Below are 19714 nucleotides of genomic sequence, written 5' to 3'. Positions count from 1 at the left end.
AAACCCTATCTCGTCATACGAAAGCGCTCAATCCGGTGATGGACTTGCCGACGATCAAGGTGTTCATCTCCCTGGTCCCCTCATAGGAGTAGATTGCCTCCGCATCGGCCACGAAGCGCCCGATGTGGTTCTCCAGGAGGATGCCGTTGCCGCCGAGCAGCTCGCGGGCATAGCCGACCGTCTCGCGGCACTTCACGGTGCAGAACGCTTTTGCGAGCGAGGCGTGCTCGTCCTGCATCACGCCCTCATCCTGCAACTGCCCGAGTCGCAGCATCATCGCCTGGGTCGATGTGACATTGCCGAGCATGCGCACCAGGAGATCCTGAACGAGCTGGAAGCCGCCGATCGGCCTGCCGAACTGCATTCGCTCGGTGGCGTAACGCAGCGCATGCTCGTAGGCGCCCATCTGGCAGCCCACGGCGAACCACGCCACCCCGGTGCGGGTCATTCTCAAGACCTTTGCCGTGTCCTTGAACGTGTTGGCGTTCTGCAGGCGATCCGCCTCGGGAACGCGGCAGTCCTTCAGGGTGATCAGCCCGTTCTGAACGACCCGCAAAGCCATCTTGGTCCTTATCTTCTCGACCGAGAAGCCCGGATTGTCCTTTCCGACGACGAAGCCCTTGACCTGGTTTGAGCCCTCCTCACGCGCCCAGATCACGTTGATGTCGGCGAAGGTGGCGTTGCCGATCCATTTCTTCTGGCCGTTGAGGATCCAGCTGTCGCCCTCACGGCGGCAGGACGTCATCATTCCGCCCGACGTTGCTGAGCCTACCAATGGCTCGGTCAAACCGAAGGAGCCGATTGAATCGAAGCGCATCATGGCCGGCAGCCAACGCTGCTTCTGCTCCTCGTCGCCGCACAGATAGATCGATCCCGCCGACAGCCCGGTGTGCACCCCCCAGAACGTCGCGACGGACGCATCCACGCGCGCCAGCTCCATCGCGACAAAGCCGTTCAACAGCCAGCTGCCTCCGGCCGCCCCATACCCCTGGTAGCCGATGCCACCTATGCCGATTTCGGCCATCTTGGGAATGATCGCGAACGGAAATTCATCACGACCCCAATAGTCCTCGATCACAAGCGCGACCACGCCTTCCGTGAAGGCGCGAACGCGCCCAAGCAACGCACGCTCCTCATTGTTCAGCATGCTTGCGATCCTGTAGAAGTCGCCGTCAATCGGCGGCGGTACGTAACCCGGTTTCTCCGTCAGCTTTGCCTGCGCGTTCGCCATGGGGTCCTCCCTGGAATGAATGGTGAGGTCGCATCCGTCATGATTTCCTCCCTTCTCGCTGTGCCTAGGTTATGCGCGTTCGCCATCCGGTTTCGGCAAGAGATGTCTCATTCGGCCGCCCCTTTGCGAAAGCGGACACGCTCCGGCTCGCCCCGTTCGCGCTCGTCGGCCAGAAATTCCTCGATAAGGGCCGCGGTTTCCCCCGGCTTCGTCACCATAAGCAAATGTCCGTCGTCGATCATGCGGAGTTCGGCGTTCGGGATCAGCCGCGCCATTATTTGGCCGTTGATCGGCGGGACTAGCGGATCGTCGCTGCCCATCAGAACGAGCGTTCTCTGCGGCAACGACCAGAGCCATGGCAGGCTCGTCCATCCGACCATGGCGAGAAGCTGATAAAGGTAGCCCAAGTTGCGTGCGCCGTGCATCGCTTCCGCATGGGGGCGGATCAAGGACGGGTCCTTGCGAAACGCGCCGCCGTAGATGTCCGGCGCGATCCTGCTCAAGTATTCCTTGTCGACATAGCGGCGCGGCGTCGCCATCATCCACAGCACCGAAGGGCGCGCCGGCACCATGATGGCCCCTGGCGCGGTCGCGGCGAGCACCAGTCGCCGGCACAGCTTTGGATATTGATGCGCGAATTGCTGCGCGATGCCGCCTCCCCAGGACACGCCGGCGACGTCGATTTCATGGTAACCGAGCTCCGCGACGAGGTCGGCGGCGAGCCGCGCGAGCGTCGACGGGCGATACGGCAGCAGAGGTCGCGGCGATCCGCCAACGCCGGGCACGTCAAAGATGATCGCTGTCGTTCTGGTGAGCGCCTCAAGGAACGGCCTCGCGAGCTCCCAGTTTGCCCCTATTCCGTTGAACAGCAGAAGCGGTCGGCTGTCGCCGGTCCCACGCTTGATCGCAACCCGCAATGACTGCGCGCCAATCGTAATTTGTCGGACCTCAATCTCGTTCGGATTCATAGCGGTCGAGCTCGGCTTCCGGCTGATCGATTGGTCGGCGCTGGTGCGGTCGTCAGTCAAAGACGTAGGTCCCCGGCGCGGGTCCAAGGACGGGATGGCGTTCACTGCCAAGCGACGCGGGCGCGCTCACCTCCTCGCCCGAGCGCGGATGGAGCCAGTCCCGCCAATCGAGCCACCAGCTTCCCTTCCGCTTCTCGGCCGTCGCAAGGAAAGCGTCAGGGCCGGCCGGATTGACCGGCCCGATCATGAATGAAGCCTTCGGATTGGTCGGGGGATTGAGCAGGCTCTGCAGATGACCGCTGTTCGACAGCACGAAGGTTGTCGCGTCGCCCATGATCTGCGCGGTCCTGTGGACCCCCTTCCACGGCGTGATGTGGTCAGTCACTCCAGCGATGACGTAGCTGTCGGCCTTCACCTTGCTCATGTCGATGGTCTTGCCGCTCAGCGTGAGCTTGCCGGCGCTGACGAACGGATTGGTGAAATAGAGATCGAGGTAATCACGGTGCAGGCGGGCTGGAAGACGGGTTGTATCAGCATTCCAGTACAGGATATCGAAGGCCGGCGGCTGGTTGCCCAGCAGGTAATTGTTCACCCAGTAATTCCAGATCAGGTCGTTGGGCCGCATCCAGGCGAACATCCGCGCGAGATCGTGGCCGTCGACGATTCCGCGAAGGCGGGAGCTCTCCTTGGCGGCCCGCATCGTCTCCGGCGTCATCAGGCAACCGAACGCACTCTCCTCGGCGGTGTTCGGATCGAGCAGGCAGACTGCCAGGACCATGTTCCTGATTTTCAGCTCCGCCGCGCTGCCCAGCGTCGCAAGATACGCCGTCGCGGTGATCCCGCCGGAGCAGGATCCCATCATCGAGATATCGTCGCAGCCGGTGACCTCGCGCGCTGCGTCAACAGCTCCGTCAAGCGCGGCCACATAGGTGTCCAGACCCCAGTCGCGGTTGGCCGCGGTCGGATTGCGCCAGCTTACGCAGAAGGTTTGAATTCCGCTCTCGAGCAGGAAGCGAACCATGCTCTTGTCGGGCGAAAGATCGAGCGCGTAATATTTGTTGATCTGTGGAGGGGTGACGACCAGCGGTCGCTTCCAGACCTTCTCTGTTGTCGGCGCGTACTGGATGAGCTCCAGCAAGTCGTTGCGGAATATGACCGCGCCCGGCGTCGTCGCGAGGTTTTTGCCAACCTCGAAGGCGGTTTGATCCACCATCGACGGCATGCCGCCATTCCTGGCGAGGTCATCGAGATAGTTCTTCAGCCCGTGCAATAGGCTTTGGCCGCCGGTATCGACGAATTTTCGAACTGCCGCCGGATTGGTCAGGATTGCGTTGGTCGGAGCGACGGCGTCAACCAGGATCTCCGTGATCAAATGTGCCCGCGCCTTGTCGATCTGGCTGAGGCTCGTCTTGTCGACGAAGCCGTTGACCGCGTCACCCCAGGCAAGATAGGCCCTCAGTAGTCCGCTATGCAGCGCACTCTCCTTCCAGGTGGGATCAGAGAACCGCCTGTCGCCCGCCTTCGGCGTCCGCTCGGATTTGCCGGCGACGATCGAGCCCAGCTCACCCAGGAAGGAAAGCCACTGTTCGGTGGCGACTTTCGGCTCGTTGACAACCGCCTTGAACAGGATACCCGCGCTTTCGACCAGATCCTGCCCCTGAATGCCAACAAGGGGATTGAGCGCCAGCGTATTTCTGGACGCTTCCTCGGATATCCCCGGCGTCGGCGATATCTGCTCGCGCTTCTCCGCACTCATTGTTGTCCTGCTCCCTTCGCGGGAATCAGTAGCGCCAGCGTCTCGGCAATCAGGGCCGGCTTCTCCGATCCCTCCACTTCCAGCGTGTTTTGAGTCTTCATGATCACCTGCCCACCCTCTCTCGGCTCGATCCCGGCGAGAACGACGCGCAGCCTGACGCGCGCGCCGGCGGGCACCGGCGCGAGAAAGCGGACCTTGTCGATGCCGTAGTTCAGGCCGGCGGCAGCATCCTTCGGGATGACACCGACCTCCATCGCCAGCGGAGCGACCATCGAGAGCGTCAGATAGCCGTGCGCGATCGGACCGCGGAAGGGACTTTCCTGCCTCGCCCTCTCGACGTCGACATGGATCCACTGATTATCGCCGGTACAGGATGCAAAGGTATCGATCCGTGCCTGATCAATCGTGACCCAATCGGAAAGACCAAGCTCCTGTCCAACGCGTTCGCCGAGAGCGGCAAGTGTGAGGTTGCTCATCTGTCAACTCCTCGATGCGCTCATGGATGCCGAGCGGTTACATGTCGCCGTACTTCTCGCGCAGCACCTTCTTGTCGATCTTGCCGACACTCGTCTTGGGAATGCTGTTGATGAAAAGGATCTTCTCGGGGATTCCATATTTCGAGATGACGCCCCTGTCGGCGAACACCTTCAGGTGGGCCTTCACGGCAACATCCGTCGCCCCGCCTGCACCGGTTGTTTCCTTCACCACCAGGGCCAGCGGCCGCTCACCCCAGCGGTCATCCTTGACGCCGATCACGGCGGCCTCCAAGACGCCGGGACACTGCGTGATCAAGTCTTCGATCTGCAGAGACGACACCCATTCACCGCCGGTCTTGATGACGTCCTTGAGGCGGTCGGTGATGTGCACATAGCCACCGGGGCTCACCACGGCGATGTCGTTGGTATGCAGATAGCCACCGGCCCAAAGCTGCTCGGAACCTTCGGGATTGTCGAAATAGCCCTGCGTCAGCCAGGGAGAGCGAAGCACGATCTCTCCCGCCGACTTCCCGTCATGGGGGACATCCTTCATGTCCTCATCGACGATACGAAGGTTGACCAGCGGCGCCGCCATTCCCGCCTTGGTCCGGAACTCTATCTCCTGGTCCGGATCGCCGCTGAGGTCTCTCGACATGACGTGAGCCACCGCGGCAATCGGGCCGGTCTCGGACATGCCGTAGCCGGCAAAGATATCGACCCCCGCGGCCATAGCCTGTTTGGCCAACGCCTTCGGCAAGGCCGAGCCGCCCACGACCATCTTCAGGCCCGCAAGATCGGTCTTCGCCGCCGCCGCGGCGTTGAGCAGCATTTGCAGGATCGTGGGGACGCCATGGGTGAAGGTAACGCCTTCGCTCTTGATCAGCTTCAGCAGCATCGCCGGATCATAACGTCCGGGATAGACCTGCTTGACGCCCGCAACCGTCGCCGCCCATGGGAACCCCCAGGCATGCACGTGGAACATCGGTGTGATCGGCATGTAGACATCGTCGCGCGAGAACCGGCCCTGACGGGTCGCCATGCCAAAGAACGCAAGTTCACAGAGCGAATGCAGCACAAGCTGCCGATGGCTGTAATAGACTCCCTTCGGCAACCCGGTCGTGCCGGTCGTGTAGAAGGTGGTCGCCTGGGTATTCTCGTCGAAATCCGGAAAGTCGTAGTCCGGCGAGGCCGCGGCCAACAGGTCCTCATATTCCCCGACAAAAGTAAGGCTCCCTGTTTCCGGCGCGCGCCGGTCCGACATCACGACCAGCGTGTTGACCCTCGGCAACTGCGGCATCAGGCCTTCGAGGAGGCCGACGAAGTCGTCATTGACGAGGAGCGTCGAGGCGCCGGCGTGATTGATCGTATAGGCAACCTGTTCGGGCGAGAGACGGACATTGACCGTCTGCAGCACCGCCCCCATCATCGGGATCGCAAAGAAGGCTTCCAGGAAACGGTTGCTGTCCCAGTCGAGAACGCCGACCGTGTCGCCCGGCTTGACGCCTAGCTTGCTCAGGGCCGAGGCGAGCCGGCTGACCCGCTCGCCGACCTGTCGATAGGTGAGACGCCTTCGGTCGCAATAAACGATCTCCTGATCCGGCGACTGCAGTAGCGGCGTGTGCCATAACTGCTTGAAGATGAGCGGATATTGATAGGCGGATTTAGCGACCTGAATCAGCCTTCCGACCATGGCGGCCTCCCTCGAGCTTGCTTCTCCCTTCGGCCCTTGCGACGTCCGCTCTTTCGATCGCGCGGATCGCCGGGTCTGCCGTTTGCTGCGCGACCGTTCACGCGTGACATTGGCCTGAAGCGTCGCGTGACGCTCGGCATTTGTGAAGGTCCGAAACGGCCATCGACCGGGTCTGAACCGGACAGTCTGCCGTTATCTCCGGCAGAGGTCTTCACCGATCTTGCTCCCTTTGCGGGACGACGGCCAGCGTCATCCTCCCGACAATCCACTTTTGCTGCTACGCACCAACAACGCCGAACCCACACGTTTTGGGCTCTCCGAAGAGTCGCTTGCCGCGATCCACTGCCGTAAGGCTTCTGGGCGTGAATGACCGCTCGTTGCGCGTTCTCGTGTCGGCAGAACGCAGCAAAGACGTTCTCGAATCGGCAAGCGGCTTCGCGAAACCGGCGGTCACGTCAGCCAAATTCGTGGCGCATCTTCCTCAAGAACTGCGCGGGGGCAGCCGCCATGATCGCCCAGCTTACCTTAATCGAACGGCAGTACGCGATCATGATCAGCGCGGCCGTGGCGGTCTGTGGCGCCCTGATGATCCTGGTCGGACGCGATGACGCGATGGGCATTCACGGCGCCCTTGTTTTCCTTGCGGGCATTCTCACGATCTTTCGCATCGGCGAAAGCTACTTCGCGCCGGCGCCATCCGACGAGCGGCTTGCGCACTACTACGATGATCCCAGCAAGGTCGCCATCGTCCTTGCGATGATCTGGGCCGTGGTTGGGCTTGCGGTCGGCGACTGGGTCGCCTGGCAGCTTGTCGAGCCCGACCTGACGTTTGGGGTCGCCTGGTCGAGCTTTGGCCGGCTGCGGCCGGTCCACACCACGTCCGTGATCTTCGGCTTCGGCGGCAACGCGCTGATCGCGACGTCGTTCTACGTGCTGCAGCGCACCTCACGCGCCCGCCTCCCGGACCAGGTGAGCCCGTGGTTCGTGGTGTACGGCTACAACCTGTTCTGCCTGCTCGCCGTCACCGGCTACATGATGGGTATCACCCAGTCCAAAGAATACGCCGAGCCTGAATGGTACACCGACCTTTGGCTGGTAGTGGTGTGGGTCGTGTACTTCCTGGTCTACTTGCGCACGCTGGCGCGGCGCAAGGAGCCGCACATCTACGTCTCCAACTGGTACTACATGGCGTTCATCCTGGTGGTGGCGATCCTGCACATCGTCAACAATCTGGCTGTTCCGGTCTCGCTCGGCCACGCCAAGAGCTACTCGGCTTTTTCGGGTGTTCAGGACGCCATGACGCAATGGTGGTACGGACACAACGCCGTCGCATTCTTCCTTACCGCCGGCTTCCTCGGCATGATGTACTACTTCCTCCCGATGCGGGCGGGTCGTCCGATCTTCTCCTACCGGATGTCCATCATCAGCTTCTGGGGCATCACATTCTTCTACATGTGGGCCGGATCGCATCACCTGCACTACACTGCGCTGCCGCAGTGGGTGCAGACGCTCGGCATGACCTTTTCGCTGATGCTCCTCATCCCCTCATGGGCGTCCGCCGGCAACGTGCTGCTGACGCTGAACGGCGCCTGGGACAAGGTGCGCGACGACGCCACGCTGCGCTTCATGATGGTGGCGGGAGTGTTCTACGGCCTCACCACCCTCGAAGGATCGTTCATGGCGATCCGCTCGGTGAATTCGCTCTCGCACTACACCGACTGGACCATCGGCCATGTCCACGCCGGCGCGCTTGGCTGGGTCGCGATGATCACCTTCGGATCGATCTATGCCACGGTACCCTGGCTCTGGAAACGCGAGCAGATGTATTCGCCAAAGCTCGTCGAAGCGCATTTCTGGCTCGCGCTGGCCGGGACCGTCATCTACGTGTTCGCGATGTGGAATTCGGGCATCGTCCAGGGACTGATGTGGCGGACCTACAATGAGAGCGGCACGCTCGCCTTTTCCTTCATCGACACGCTGGTCGCTATGCATCCGTACTACATCGCGCGCGCGGTCGGCGGCCTGTTGTTCCTGATGGGCGGCTGCGTCGGCGCCTACAACATCTGGATGACCATCAAGGTGCCCAGCGCGGTGACGGACCTAGCCGCCGACATTCCGCAACCGGCCGTGGTCGGCGGCGGCGCCCTGCGGGCCGCGGAGTGAAACGCCATGTCGTTCTTCGGATTGCATTACCGGCTGGAAAGCAAGGCGATCGGTCTGACGCTCGGTATCATCGTCGTCGCGAGCATCGGCGGTCTGGTCGAGATTGCGCCGCTCTTCACCATTCACCAGACCGTGGAAGACGCTCCCGACATGCGGCTCTACACGCCGCTCGAGCTCGCCGGCCGCAATATCTACATCCGCGAAGGCTGCTACGCCTGCCATTCGCAGATGATCCGCACGCTTCGTGACGAGGTCGACCGCTACGGCCCGTATTCGCTCGCGGTCGAATCCAAGTACGACCATCCGATGTTGTGGGGTTCGAAGCGCACCGGGCCGGACTTGGCGCGGGTCGGAGAGAAATATTCCGACCAGTGGCACGTCGCTCACCTCAACAATCCGCGCGACGTGGTGCCGGTCTCGGTGATGCCGGCCTACGGATGGTTGCTCATGACCGAACTGCGCATTGACGATCTCGGCCTTCACCTGAAAGCCCAGCGCGCGGTCGGCGTACCCTACACCGAAGAGATGATCGCCAATGCCGCGCTTGACGCCTACGCGCAGTCCAATCCGGATTCGCCGTTAGCGGACGGCGTGACCAAGCGGTACGGCAAGGCCACCACGATGCGCGCATTCGACGGCCGACCCAGCTACCTGACCGAAATGGACGCGCTCGTTGCCTATCTTCAGGTCCTCGGCCGGCTGACTGACGCTGCGCATAAATCGGTTGCACAAGCAGGGGCAGGCCAATGATCGTCGAACATGCATTGCTCGTCGGCATCTCAAAATCGTTCGGGCTGTTCTACCTGATCGCGCTGTCAGTCGCGGTGGTGATTTATGCGATGTGGCCGTCGAACAAGAAGCGTTTCGATGATGCCGCGCAATCCATCTTTCGCGATGAGGCGGGACCATGGCGGTAGAGCAACCAGATCGCGACAGCTATACTGGCTATCTCACGACCGGCCATGAATGGAACGGCTTGAGGGAGTTGAACACGCCGGTCCCGCGCGTGCTGTATTTCTTCCTGAGTTTGGCTTTCCTGTTCTCGGTCGGCTACTGGGTGCTGATGCCGGCCTGGCCGCTCGGCGTGACCTACACCAAGGGGCTGCTCGGCATCGATCAGCGAAAGCTTGTCGCAGCCTCCTTGCAGGAGGCCGCGGTCGAACGCAGCGTCTGGACGAAGAGGATCGAGACTGAGGATTTTGCGGCGATCCAGTCCGATCCGCCTCTGATGGAGATCGTACGGGGCACCGGTCGCGCCCTCTTCGGCAACAATTGCGCCGTATGCCACGGCGTTGACGCCAAGGGAGGCCCGGGCTTTCCGAACCTGACGACGAGCTCTTGGTTATGGGGCGACAAGCCCGAAGATATCTTCAATACCATTCGCGTCGGCATCAACTCGGCTCACCCCGACACACATGTCTCGCAAATGCCGGCCTTCGGCCGCGATCAGATGCTGCCTCGCCAGGACGTCGTCAATGTGGTCAGCTTTGTCTATTTCTTGTCGCATCCAGGCGCGAAGGACGTCGATCCCGCGAAGGTAGAGGCTGGCAAAGCGATCTTCTCCGCCAATTGCGTCGCCTGTCACGGTCCTGATGCCAAGGGCAATCCGGAGGTCGGCGCGCCCAACCTGACCGACAGTTTCTGGATCTATGGCGGCGATTTCGAAACCATCCATAGCACGGTCTGGGGCGGCCGCCAGGGACACATGCCGACCTGGGAAAACCGATTGTCCAAACTCGATCGCAAGATCCTGACGCTCTACCTCGTCGACAAGAGGATGGCTGGCCAATGAACGAACTCGCCATCGACCGACGCAGTGCCAGCAGGGCGAACATCTGCGTGTGGGTTGTAGTCGTGTGCGGCGTGATCGCCGTCCTGGCCGCCAACACCCACCTCATCTATGTCGCATCGACCTCGCAGCCGGCCTGCGTCAGCCATCTCCGTCAGGGCGACGCCCGTGATGCGCCCGACCTGTACTACGCGGCCAAATCGTCCTGCTCGCCGCCCGCCATCCGCACATCTGCAGAAGGACACGAGCGATGACGATGCTTCCTTCGGTCGCGCCGCCGCTCTCGATGGGCAACCCATGGGTCCGACCATTGACGACGGCCGATCCTTTCAAATGGTTGGCGCAAGGCTGGCGGGATTTCTTGACGCAGATGCCGCTGAGCCTAGCCTATGGGGTGATCATTCTTGCGATCTCGGTCGGGCTGGTGGCGGGCCTGGTTGCCCTCAAGCGCGACTACATCCTGTTTCCGCTCTTTGCGGGCTTCATGGTGATCGGCCCGATCCTGGCCGTCGGGCTCTACGAGAAGAGTCGCCGGATCGAAGAAGGCCTGCCGCTACGTTGGCAAAACATCTTCTTCGTCAGGCCGCGTTCCGGCGGTCAGATCCTGTTCACCGGCGTATTGCTCTGCCTGTTGATGATCGTGTGGATCCGTGCGGCCGTGCTGATCTATGCCCTGTTCTTCGGCATGGTGGCATTTCCGGGCCTCGATCGCATCGCGTCGATGCTGTTCACCACCGGCATCGGCTGGGCGATGCTGATCGTCGGTACCGCCGTCGGCGGCCTGTTCGCGGCGTTCTCCTTCGCGATCAGCGCCTTTTCGATTCCGATGCTGCTCGACCAGCGCATCGATGCGTTCACCGCGATGGGCTCCAGCATGGCGCTGGTCTGGAACAATTTGCGGGTCCTCTTGATCTGGGCGGCCATCGTGCTTGCTTTGTTTCTGGCAAGCCTTGCCACAGGCATGCTGGGGCTCGTCATGATCTATCCGCTGCTCGGTCACGCCACCTGGCACGCCTATCGCGCCGCGCAACCGGAAACGGAGTGACTTCCCGCGGAACGACGGAGCCGATCCCATGAGTTGCTGCGCACCCGGCGCCGAACTCTATCTGCATCAGGTCATAACCCCGGATGACGAGATCCTGCTCGCGAGCCAGGCGGTCCACGACGGGCTGCGTCAGACCGACTTGTCGGTGCCCGAAATCCATTGCGGCGGATGCCTGCAGCAGATCGAGGTGGCGCTCAGCAAGCTCGAGGGCGTAGCGAAAGCGCGGGCCAATCTGTCGACACGGCGGGTCACCGTCCTTTGGCGCGGAGACTCCCCTCCACCAATCATACGGGCGCTGAACGCCATCGGCTATAAGGCTCACGTCCACGATGTCGGCGCTGGCAAAAAGGACGCGGTGTTGGTCCACCTGCTGCGCGCGCTGGCGGTCACAGGCTTCGCCTCCAGCAACATCATGCTCCTGTCGGTATCGGTCTGGGCTGGCGCGGAAGCGCAAACTCGCGATCTCTTCCACTGGATTTCGGCGTTGATCGCCTTTCCGACGCTCATCTATTCCGGCCGGATTTTCTTCCGCTCGGCCTGGCGCAGCCTGAAGCAGGGCCGGACCAATATGGACGTCCCGATCTCGATCGGCGTCCTGCTCACCTTCGCTATGAGCCTGTACGAAACCATCCATCATGGTCCCTACGCTTATTTCGACGCTGCGGTGTCGCTTCTGTTCTTCCTTCTGATCGGCCGGACGCTGGACTATGTGATGCGAGAGCGGGCGCGGCAGGCGGTCGGCGGACTGGCGCGTTTGTCGGCGCGCGGCGCACTGGTTTTGCGGCCGGACGGCACACAAGCCTATCTGGCGATCGAGCAGATTGTGCCGGGAATGACGATCCTGCTCGCCGCCGGCGAACGCGTCCCCGTCAATGCACGCGTGATCAAGGGTACGTCCGAGCTCGACCACTCCCTGGTGTCGGGCGAGAGCGCGCCGCAGCCCGCGGCCGAAGGCACAGAACTGCAGGCCGGCATCCTCAATCTGACCGGGCCGCTGACCATCGTCGCGACCGCGACGATGGATCAGTCGTTCCTCGCCGAGATGAAGCGGATGATGGAAGCGGCGGAAACCGGCCGATCGGCCTATCGCCGGATCGCCGACCGCGCCGCGCAACTCTATGCGCCGCTCGTTCACTCCGTCGCGTTTCTGACGTTCCTTGGCTGGATGATCGCCTCCGGCGACGCCCACCGCGCTATCACCATCGCGATCGCCGTCTTGATTATCACCTGCCCCTGCGCGCTTGGCCTTGCTGTTCCGATGGTCCATGTCGTTGCCGCCCGGCGGCTGTTCGACAAGGGCATCATGATCAAGGACGGCAGTGCGCTGGAAAAGCTTGCCGACGTCGACGTTGTGGTCTTCGACAAGACGGGGACGTTGACCGCCGGCCAGCCACGGCTCACGACAAAGGGCGACACTGCACCCGATAGGCTCGCCCTGGCCGCCGCACTCGCCATGCACTCTCGCCATCCCTATTCGCAGGCGTTGGCCGCCCTGGGGAACGATCGCCGGCAGATCACCTTCGATGCGGTGTCAGAGCATCCGGGCTTCGGTCTCGAAGCGCGGCGCGGTACCGATGTCTACCGATTGGGACGGCCCGAGTGGGCAGTTGCGGACAGACGTTCCTGCGAGAGACACCACGATGCAGCCATCGCGCTCGCGATCAACGGTAAAGGCATGACCTATTTCTGCCTCGACGACACATTGCGCCCTGGCGCAGAAGAAACTGTCGCCGAACTGAGGAAATCAGGAGCTTTTGTGGAAATCCTGTCTGGCGACAGGGACCAGCGCGTACGAGGAATCGCCAAGCGGCTGGGCCTGACCTGGACCGCTGATGCCCGACCGGAAGACAAGATCCAGCACATTTCAGCACTGAAGCAGGCCGGCAACAAGGTACTGATGGTCGGCGACGGTCTGAACGACGCGCCCGCGCTGCGGGCGGCCGACGTCTCGATGGCGCCGGCGTCGGCATCAGATATCGGCCGCAACGCCGCCGACCTCGTGTTCCTGCGCGACAGCCTTCAGTCCGTCCCGCAGGCGATCGCGATTTCCCGCGCGACCGGTGCGCTGGTTCGGCAAAATTTCATGCTTGCGATCGCCTATAACATCGTGGCGATCCCGCTCGCCGTGTTCGGCGGAGTTACGCCGCTGCTGGCGGCCGTCGCAATGTCGCTGTCATCAGTCACGGTCGTGGCCAATGCGTTGCGTCTCGATGTCCGGGTGTCGAAACGACGCGAGCGAAGAGACATCCGCCGCCCGGAAGCGCCTTTCATACTCGGGGCATTGAAATGATCGACTTCTTCTTTCTCGTGCCGATCGCCATTGGTCTCGGTCTCGCTGGTCTCGCCTCCTTCATGTGGACGCTGAAGAGCGGCCAATATGACGACCTCGAAGGCGCAGCCCAGCGCATCCTGTTCGAGCGACATGAAGGGCCTGAACGCTAACGGCCACAGTCGCTTGTGTAAGTAAATCGAGGCGACCGCCGGAAAAGCCGAGTCGCGGCAAAACCTAGCCGATAGCTTCGAGCAATACTCAAACAAGACAAAGCGGGATGACGATTCGAAGACAAGTCATACGCTTCAAAGGACCGCGAGTGCGGAACGATTGCCCTAGTTCCGTCACTCAGTCCACGTTAAACTCGGCTTCCATCGAGACGAGATTGGGCATGCCATGAAAAAAGGCGACACAACTTGTCCGCGCTGCGGAGCTGGATTCCGCAGGCTTGAGCTGTCCTCGAAGCAGGGAACAAAGGGCGAGCCCGGGACCGTCGGGAACGTGTTTCCCGAGGGGTCACTATAATGGGTCACGCATGGTAGCGGGGGTCCGCTACACCGCGAGACCCACTATTTCCGAAGTCTTGTTTTCCTACCGAAGGGCAGCCTAACTCGAGACGTGGACCCTCGGTAGTTCGTCAAGAGCCGCCGTTCGTACGCAATCCCTCGCCGCGAGGAATGGCACGCGAGTAGGTTCGAATCCCGGAGGCGCAACACCCGATTCCTGCGATTGATTGAACGCGAGATCCCGAAACTGGCTACGTAGTACGAATTTGCTAGCCAAGACGAGCAAAGCTAGTGTTTGCAGGTGATTTCTTCGTGGCGCGCCAATTTCCTCTATTTTTACAGCGCGATATGCGCGCGCGAACCGAAACTCCAGCTTTGCCACGTTCGAGCCAGTAAGCAGATGTGAAGGAAAATCGTCGGCAAGTTCAGATAGCTTGGCAGCTGACGACGTCAGTCGGAAGTTCGCCAGTCTAAGCCCAGCGATCGTTTCGATAAGCGGTCGGAGTAGCGCTCGCAGGCCGCCGCTCACGCTCGTCCGAGTTCGACACGGCGACACAACAAGATCCGCATGTTCTTGAGTTCTAAGGCGCGCATTACGACCTTGCGCGGCTCCGTGCGATTGCATCTCGCTATCCTGATTGGTGACTGTCTATTTGCAGCAAGTCGAAACTGCGCTTGGCCTCGCCGAGGCAGAATGAGACTCGCCACGGTGGCAAGCGCGGGATAGGATGCCCCTAATCCTCGGTGTGCGGGCTGCCAGACGCTGGTGTGTTCGGCACCCCAACGCCTCCGCCCTGGAGTGCGTTTCCACGTGACGCCTTGCGGCAGCAGAGGTCACGCAGGGGAGGATTTGATCATGTTAATTTGCCAGTGCAATGCGATTCATCGACGCGACGTGGTGTGCGGTGGCGGTGCTGTCCTGTTCAGCGCTATTGTGGCGACGTTGATGGGCGGCGCGAAGCCAGTGCGCGCGGAAACGATTGCCGGCAAGGTGCCCGAGATTGACCGTGTGGCGGTATGCGTGGTGGTCGACAGCTATCAATTCGCTGTCGCGCCGAGCCGGAAGGTTTCTGATGTCGAGATCGAACACTTCGGCTGGGGCATCGGCGGTGGCAAGCCGCCGGGCAAAACGCTGATCAGTGAGTTCGGACTGTCGATGCACGTCGAGTCGCAGCGCGGCACTGAAACACGAAATGTCCTGATGGATTTCGGCTTCACACCGGACGCGCTGGTCAACAACGCCAATCTCGTAGGCATCGATCCGGCCGCGCTTGACGCCCTTGTCTTGAGCCACGGTCATTACGATCATTTTGGCGGCCTCGCCGGCTTTTTACGGCAAAACAACAGCAAGCTGAAAGCCAAGCTGCCGATTTACGTCGGCGGCGAGGAGGCATTCTGCTCGCGCGAATGGACAGCTCCGCCGGTACGCGGCGACTTCGGAGCCTTGGATCGCAAGGCACTGGAAGACGCCAATGTTGCGGTCACATACGCAGAAGAACCGGCCCTCATCGCCGACCACGGCTTCACCACCGGCCACATCGGCCAGGCGAGCTTTGAGAAATTGCTGTCGCCCAGCGCCATGAAGATCGGCGTCGACCACGGCTTTGGCTGCTATGCCGAGCGGCTTCCGGAGGACGAACGGACGAAGGCAGTCATCCCGGACCAGTTCCGGCATGAGATCGCGACAGCATTCAATCTAAAAGGCCGCGGATTGATCGTATTGACGTCCTGCAGTCATCGCGGGGTGATCAACGCGATCAAGCAGGCACAGGCGGCTTCGGGCATCAACAAGGTTTATGCCGTGATTGGCGGGTTCCACCTTGCGCCTTACAAGGAAGACTATGTGCGCGACACGATCGCTGCGCTGAAGAGCATGGAAATCGAGTACGTAATTCCACTGCACTGCACTGGTGAGCCATTCTACGAAATGGCCAAAGCCGAGATGCCGAACAAGCTGCTGCGCTCCTATACGGGGACACGCTTCATCTTCGCGGCCTGAGTAAGGAATGGCACCACGATAGCCATAGCGTCTGCGGTCCGCGAATGAATGCATTCGCTGGCCGCAGCGCATGCTTGTGCCGCTCCATCATCGTGCGGCGAAACAATAGTGCCCATCTTCATCGGCCGTGTCGCGCCAATTTTGCTTTATTTTACAGCGCGATATGCGCGTCCGCACCGAAACTGTAACTCGGCCTCACTTGCTCGAGTAAGCAATTCGATCAAATCGTCGCCCAATGTGCTCACAGGCTGGCACTTAGACCGACGCGGGGTGGATAGCAGAGGCGTCACCTCGGGGATCGGCGCGATGACGGAGACTATCATTGCGGAATGCAAGCACGCCGATGAGCGACAGCTCCAGGTGCTTGCGGCGCACTCTACCCGGTGAACATCCAGAGTCGCTCGCTGGCCATGTAACCCGGCAGGAGCAATGTCCCAAAAGCGACGATAAGTGCTGCGGCGCCGGCCTCGATCGCGCGCATCGCGAGCATGCCGGGCCCGGCCCGCGTCCGGGCGATGCGACTTGCATCCATCGAGCATGCATTGGCCGCCGCGCATGGCGATCGCGCCAAGGCGCGGAGCGCCAAGCTGGAAGGTCTTGCCGCCATAACCCGAGGCGACGCTTAGGACAGACGCATCGGCCCACCTCAGTTCGCGGAAGGCGATGAGAAAACCACGGCTTTTGACCTAGAGAAGCCGCAGGCCGATCAGGATGACGAGGCCATAGCTGACGATCTCGACGACGTGGACGGCGAGGCCGATCACCTTGGCCGTCGCGCCAAGTAGAGCCGCGGCTATGGCCACGACAAGAATGGCAACAACGGATTGGATGCCAGCGGACGCGAATGACAGGACAACGCCGCGGCGCCAAGTCTCTTCATTGGCGACGAGATAGGAAGAAATGACGGCCTTGCCGTGTCCTGGGCCCACAGCATGAAAGACGCCATAGAGAAACGAGATGCCGAACAGACCCCACATCGCGGCTTCATCTTCCTTGCTCGCCCGGATGAAGCCCGACAGCAAACGGTAGAAGGCGGCCTGCTCGGCGAAAATCCAGCCGCTGACGCCCGAAGCGGAGATGCCGCTGCTGCAGGATGCGGCGCACCAAACGGCGCGCTCCAGACCGACACGATGCCGCCTGCAAATGCGATAAGGATCGCCACGAGGGCAGTGGCGGAGACGGCGCGCGGTCTGGTCATGGGCACTTCACCAGCATCTTGTTCGCGAAAGTTTCTCCGTAGGTGCTGGAGGCATCGAGCGGATCGCTATCGAGTTGAGTGAGCCGCAACTGTTCCGCCGGCGTCGGCTGGTGCGGCAGATCGTAAGTCAGATTGCATTGCGGCGCGCCGCTCAAGGAAACCGGCTTATCCTTGGCAAATTCGAAATCCACGAAGATCGTGGGATCGTAGACCTCAATCTGCATGACCTTTGCCGTGGCGGCCGCTTTCAAAGGCAAGGTGAAATGGAGAGTGAGGGCGGCGTTCTTGTATTCCAGCCAATAGTCGACTGGATCCGAAAACTTCACTTTCTTGCTGTCGGCGCGCGCAAAGGTGAAATAGCCCTACTCCTTCAGCGAATCGACATTGACCTGGGCGAGGGGGCGAGCTCTTCCCGCGTGTACTGACCCTTGCTCGCATGAGAGATGCCCTGAATCGCATAGGCCGAAAACATGTCATCGAAGGTCCAGGCGTGGCGGACACCCGTCATGGTGCCGTCAGCGGCGTAAAGGACTTCGCTGTGGAAGGTGACCCAGACATGGGGATGCGCCTCTGCGAGGTTAACGGACAACAAGAGAAGGATCGCGCAGCCGCAACATATGCGTTTGATCATGGTCTATCTGCGGAATCGAGGAATGAGGCGCCCCGAAGAAAGCGGGGACGGCGGTCTCAAACGCGCTCGGAGCGCGGTCGCGCACCAGGTGACGCATGCGCCTTGCGCCGCGCTACGCAAGACATGTCCTGCGGCAAAGACGGAAGGGGCGGCAAAGGCCTCAGACGGCGGGGGCGCGAGGGCCAGGAATGCCGCGTGACGCTGTTGCAACACCCGATCGGAAACTGGATTGAACGCACGATCAGTCTCAGCGAATTGCGGCAGATGCGGATTTACCGAAGCATCCGGTAATGAAGAGTTCGACAGCAGCAAGCCCGAGAAGCAGATTGGAATTGTCATCGTGATCGGCCAGCCGCGCCGGCAGCTGCGTTACGGCTTGCCGTGGTGGCCCAGCGTGCCTGAGGCTCTCGACATTGGTGCGGCCGAAGCCTGAAAAGGCGAGATCGTGCTTGTGGACGTGCGCGAACGACAACGCGAACTGCAGCATCAGCGCCGCCAGCGCGAGACAGGCTCCGCATGGCGGGGTGAAGGCCCGCGCCGAGATCGATTTCGCCCCTGCCAAGGAGCCGTTCCCCTTCTCGCGTTCCTAGCCAGAAACTACAGCCATCGGCCGAACGCGCAATGGCCGCGTCGTTTGGCGATCATTCTGCAATGGACGAGGAAAACATGGCTATCGAGCGGCTATGAACGGCCGGTCATACGCATTATTTCTGCTCGAGGACCCTTTCAACCCGGTCGCCTTACCCTTGCCGGCTCGGTCATTGGGCCACGCGTCAACCGCATCGGCCGGTGGAAAGATGCTCTCATATATCGCGCGGGCTTCACGAATGAGGCGAAGCCGCTCGAGTTCGGATTTCGAAACGAATCCTACGATCTTGCCCATCTGCACTCCCTTTAGGCGTAGCAAGCCTCAAAGCCTTGCCTGAGCAGGTCCTTCGGAAGGTCACGCCCGATGAAAACAAGGCGTGTCTGGCGCGGCTCCTGCTCCTTCCAGGGACGCTGACTTCCGCCTTCAATGAGCATGTGCACGCCCTGAACGACAAACCGACGATCGTCATCCTCCATGGATGCGATGCCCTTCATGCGCAGGATGTCCGTTCCGTAGCGCTGGGTGACATCTTGAATCCAGGACACGAACCTGCCGGGCTTCATCGGTCGATCGGCGACTAGGGAGATGCTGCCGATCCCGTCGTCGTGTTCGTGCTCGTGCGCTTCGGAGAGGAATGCCGGCTCGACTTCGAGGATGCGTTCGAGATTGAAGGCGTCTCGCCCCAATATCTGAGCGAGATCGATATCACAGCGCTCGGTTCGGTGAATCTTTGCATACGGGTTGATCTTTTGGATGCGACGTTCGACCGTTGCGAGGCCGCCCGCATCGACAAGGTCGACCTTGTTGACGAGAACGATGTCGGCGAACGCAAGTTGCTCCTGCGCTTCCGGCGCTCGGCCAATCTGTTCGAGGACATGCCTGGCATCCGCGACGGTGATGATGGCGTCGAGCTTCGTCTTGCGGCGGACATCCTCGTCGACAAAGAAGGTCTGCGCCACCGGCGCGGGATCTGCGAGCCCCGTGGTCTCGATCACAATGCCGTCGAAGCCGCGGCTGCGCCGCATCAACCCCGCGATAACGCGAATGAGGTCGCCGCGGACCGTGCAGCAGATGCAGCCGTTGTTCATCTCGAAAATCTCCTCGTCCACGTCGACGATGAGATCGTTGTCGATGCCGACCTCTCCGAATTCGTTCACGATCACCGCAAAGCGCTTGCCGTGCGTCTCGGATAGAATGCGGTTCAGCAGCGTGGTCTTCCCAGAGCCGAGATAGCCGGTCAGAACAGTGACGGGAATCTGGGGTGCAGCATCGGCCATGGTGTTGTTTTCTCCTCGCGCTTCGTGGGCGGCGGCGCATTTCGCCATATCGTCGATCGCTGATCTGCGCATGGTCGGGTTCGGGCCGGGATCGAGCGGAAGGAGGCGTTAGCAACTTGATGCG

19 protein-coding genes and 1 pseudogene are annotated in these 19714 nt (G+C 61.4%); 9 read left to right on the top strand and 11 right to left on the bottom strand.

What is annotated here, in order from left to right:
• Positions 1 to 13: 13 nt before the first annotated feature.
• From OZ411_RS07925 to OZ411_RS07905, 5 genes are all read right to left on the bottom strand, one after another.
• Positions 14 to 1231 (bottom strand): acyl-CoA dehydrogenase family protein, encoded by a 1218-nt coding sequence (locus OZ411_RS07925; protein ID WP_282527474.1) that lies wholly within the window; start codon positions 1229 to 1231, stop codon positions 14 to 16.
• Between the two features lie 107 nt (positions 1232 to 1338).
• Positions 1339 to 2259: a poly(3-hydroxyalkanoate) depolymerase gene (phaZ, locus tag OZ411_RS07920; RefSeq protein ID WP_282527473.1), complete on the bottom strand. Its 921-nt coding sequence runs from the start codon at positions 2257 to 2259 to the stop codon at positions 1339 to 1341.
• On the bottom strand, positions 2252 to 3955 hold the full coding sequence (locus tag OZ411_RS07915; protein WP_282527472.1) for an alpha/beta fold hydrolase: 1704 nt from the start codon (positions 3953 to 3955) through the stop codon (positions 2252 to 2254). Before OZ411_RS07915 ends, phaZ begins: the two co-directional genes overlap by 8 nt.
• Entirely contained in the window at positions 3952 to 4431 is a 480-nt protein-coding gene (locus OZ411_RS07910; protein WP_130577824.1) for a MaoC family dehydratase, read from the bottom strand. Before OZ411_RS07910 ends, OZ411_RS07915 begins: the two co-directional genes overlap by 4 nt.
• Before the next feature lie 37 nt (positions 4432 to 4468).
• Positions 4469 to 6121, bottom strand: coding sequence for a fatty acid--CoA ligase (locus OZ411_RS07905; RefSeq protein WP_282527471.1), 1653 nt, complete (start codon positions 6119 to 6121; stop codon positions 4469 to 4471).
• A gap of 507 nt (positions 6122 to 6628) precedes the next feature.
• On the opposite strand from OZ411_RS07905, the gene ccoN reads away from it, so the two are divergent.
• The 9 genes from ccoN to OZ411_RS07860 all read left to right on the top strand — a co-directional run bounded on the left by ccoN (position 6629) and on the right by OZ411_RS07860 (position 15895).
• Entirely contained in the window at positions 6629 to 8284 is a 1656-nt protein-coding gene (gene ccoN, locus OZ411_RS07900) for a cytochrome-c oxidase, cbb3-type subunit I (RefSeq protein ID WP_282527470.1), read from the top strand.
• A gap of 6 nt (positions 8285 to 8290) precedes the next feature.
• Positions 8291 to 9034 (top strand): cytochrome-c oxidase, cbb3-type subunit II, encoded by a 744-nt coding sequence (gene ccoO / locus OZ411_RS07895; protein ID WP_282527469.1) that lies wholly within the window; start codon positions 8291 to 8293, stop codon positions 9032 to 9034.
• Entirely contained in the window at positions 9031 to 9201 is a 171-nt protein-coding gene (locus OZ411_RS07890) for a cbb3-type cytochrome c oxidase subunit 3 (RefSeq protein WP_130577820.1), read from the top strand. The genes ccoO and OZ411_RS07890 overlap by 4 nt, the downstream gene beginning before the upstream one ends.
• Positions 9192 to 10076, top strand: a complete 885-nt coding sequence (ccoP, locus tag OZ411_RS07885) for a cytochrome-c oxidase, cbb3-type subunit III (protein ID WP_282527468.1) — start codon at positions 9192 to 9194, stop codon at positions 10074 to 10076. The genes OZ411_RS07890 and ccoP overlap by 10 nt, the downstream gene beginning before the upstream one ends.
• Positions 10073 to 10327, top strand: coding sequence for a hypothetical protein (locus OZ411_RS07880; protein ID WP_130577819.1), 255 nt, complete (start codon positions 10073 to 10075; stop codon positions 10325 to 10327). The genes ccoP and OZ411_RS07880 overlap by 4 nt, the downstream gene beginning before the upstream one ends.
• The gene (locus tag OZ411_RS07875) at positions 10324 to 11118 is read left to right on the top strand and encodes a DUF2189 domain-containing protein (protein ID WP_282527467.1); all 795 of its coding nucleotides are present in this window, start codon (positions 10324 to 10326) and stop codon (positions 11116 to 11118) included. The genes OZ411_RS07880 and OZ411_RS07875 overlap by 4 nt, the downstream gene beginning before the upstream one ends.
• A gap of 28 nt (positions 11119 to 11146) precedes the next feature.
• A complete protein-coding gene (locus OZ411_RS07870; protein ID WP_282527466.1) occupies positions 11147 to 13408 on the top strand; it encodes a cation-translocating P-type ATPase in 2262 nt (753 codons plus the stop codon).
• Positions 13405 to 13560, top strand: coding sequence for a cbb3-type cytochrome oxidase assembly protein CcoS (gene ccoS / locus OZ411_RS07865; protein ID WP_282527465.1), 156 nt, complete (start codon positions 13405 to 13407; stop codon positions 13558 to 13560). Before OZ411_RS07870 ends, ccoS begins: the two co-directional genes overlap by 4 nt.
• A 1147-nt stretch (positions 13561 to 14707) precedes the next feature.
• Positions 14708 to 15895 carry an MBL fold metallo-hydrolase gene (locus OZ411_RS07860; RefSeq protein ID WP_245475777.1) on the top strand — a complete coding sequence of 396 codons (1188 nt, stop codon included), beginning with the start codon at positions 14708 to 14710 and terminating at the stop codon, positions 15893 to 15895.
• Positions 15896 to 16271: 376 nt separating this feature from the next.
• Here OZ411_RS07860 and OZ411_RS07855 read toward each other — a convergent pair whose 3' ends face one another.
• The 6 genes and pseudogenes from OZ411_RS07855 to OZ411_RS07830 form a co-directional block, all read right to left on the bottom strand.
• Positions 16272 to 16427, bottom strand: coding sequence for a hypothetical protein (locus tag OZ411_RS07855; RefSeq protein WP_282527464.1), 156 nt, complete (start codon positions 16425 to 16427; stop codon positions 16272 to 16274).
• A 154-nt stretch (positions 16428 to 16581) separates the two neighbouring features.
• Positions 16582 to 16917, bottom strand: a complete 336-nt coding sequence (locus OZ411_RS07850) for a hypothetical protein (protein ID WP_282527463.1) — start codon at positions 16915 to 16917, stop codon at positions 16582 to 16584.
• A gap of 172 nt (positions 16918 to 17089) precedes the next feature.
• Positions 17090 to 17724, bottom strand: a pseudogene (locus OZ411_RS07845) (DUF1007 family protein).
• 247 nt (positions 17725 to 17971) lie between these two features.
• Entirely contained in the window at positions 17972 to 18211 is a 240-nt protein-coding gene (locus OZ411_RS07840; protein WP_282527462.1) for a hypothetical protein, read from the bottom strand.
• A gap of 183 nt (positions 18212 to 18394) precedes the next feature.
• Positions 18395 to 18607 carry a hypothetical protein gene (locus tag OZ411_RS07835; RefSeq protein WP_130577811.1) on the bottom strand — a complete coding sequence of 71 codons (213 nt, stop codon included), beginning with the start codon at positions 18605 to 18607 and terminating at the stop codon, positions 18395 to 18397.
• An 11-nt stretch (positions 18608 to 18618) separates the two neighbouring features.
• The gene (locus OZ411_RS07830) at positions 18619 to 19590 is read right to left on the bottom strand and encodes a GTP-binding protein (protein ID WP_282527516.1); all 972 of its coding nucleotides are present in this window, start codon (positions 19588 to 19590) and stop codon (positions 18619 to 18621) included.
• Positions 19591 to 19714 lie beyond the last annotated feature (124 nt).

The organism is Bradyrhizobium sp. Arg237L (assembly GCF_029990105.1).
Lineage (GTDB): Bacteria > Pseudomonadota > Alphaproteobacteria > Rhizobiales > Xanthobacteraceae > Bradyrhizobium.
This window is presented reverse-complemented; position numbering and strand designations above follow the sequence as displayed.

Coding starts and splice junctions, on each gene's coding strand:
- OZ411_RS07925 (WP_282527474.1), bottom strand. CDS start 1,231: ATGGCGAACGCGCAGGCAAAGCTGACGGAGAAACCGGGTTACGTACCG.
- OZ411_RS07915 (WP_282527472.1), bottom strand. CDS start 3,955: ATGAGTGCGGAGAAGCGCGAGCAGATATCGCCGACGCCGGGGATATCC.
- OZ411_RS07910 (WP_130577824.1), bottom strand. CDS start 4,431: ATGAGCAACCTCACACTTGCCGCTCTCGGCGAACGCGTTGGACAGGAG.
- OZ411_RS07905 (WP_282527471.1), bottom strand. CDS start 6,121: ATGGTCGGAAGGCTGATTCAGGTCGCTAAATCCGCCTATCAATATCCG.
- ccoN (WP_282527470.1), top strand. CDS start 6,629: ATGATCGCCCAGCTTACCTTAATCGAACGGCAGTACGCGATCATGATC.
- ccoO (WP_282527469.1), top strand. CDS start 8,291: ATGTCGTTCTTCGGATTGCATTACCGGCTGGAAAGCAAGGCGATCGGT.
- OZ411_RS07890 (WP_130577820.1), top strand. CDS start 9,031: ATGATCGTCGAACATGCATTGCTCGTCGGCATCTCAAAATCGTTCGGG.
- ccoP (WP_282527468.1), top strand. CDS start 9,192: ATGGCGGTAGAGCAACCAGATCGCGACAGCTATACTGGCTATCTCACG.
- OZ411_RS07880 (WP_130577819.1), top strand. CDS start 10,073: ATGAACGAACTCGCCATCGACCGACGCAGTGCCAGCAGGGCGAACATC.
- OZ411_RS07875 (WP_282527467.1), top strand. CDS start 10,324: ATGACGATGCTTCCTTCGGTCGCGCCGCCGCTCTCGATGGGCAACCCA.
- OZ411_RS07870 (WP_282527466.1), top strand. CDS start 11,147: ATGAGTTGCTGCGCACCCGGCGCCGAACTCTATCTGCATCAGGTCATA.
- ccoS (WP_282527465.1), top strand. CDS start 13,405: ATGATCGACTTCTTCTTTCTCGTGCCGATCGCCATTGGTCTCGGTCTC.
- OZ411_RS07855 (WP_282527464.1), bottom strand. CDS start 16,427: ATGGATGCAAGTCGCATCGCCCGGACGCGGGCCGGGCCCGGCATGCTC.
- OZ411_RS07840 (WP_282527462.1), bottom strand. CDS start 18,211: ATGCTGCAGTTCGCGTTGTCGTTCGCGCACGTCCACAAGCACGATCTC.
- OZ411_RS07835 (WP_130577811.1), bottom strand. CDS start 18,607: ATGGGCAAGATCGTAGGATTCGTTTCGAAATCCGAACTCGAGCGGCTT.
- OZ411_RS07830 (WP_282527516.1), bottom strand. CDS start 19,590: ATGGCCGATGCTGCACCCCAGATTCCCGTCACTGTTCTGACCGGCTAT.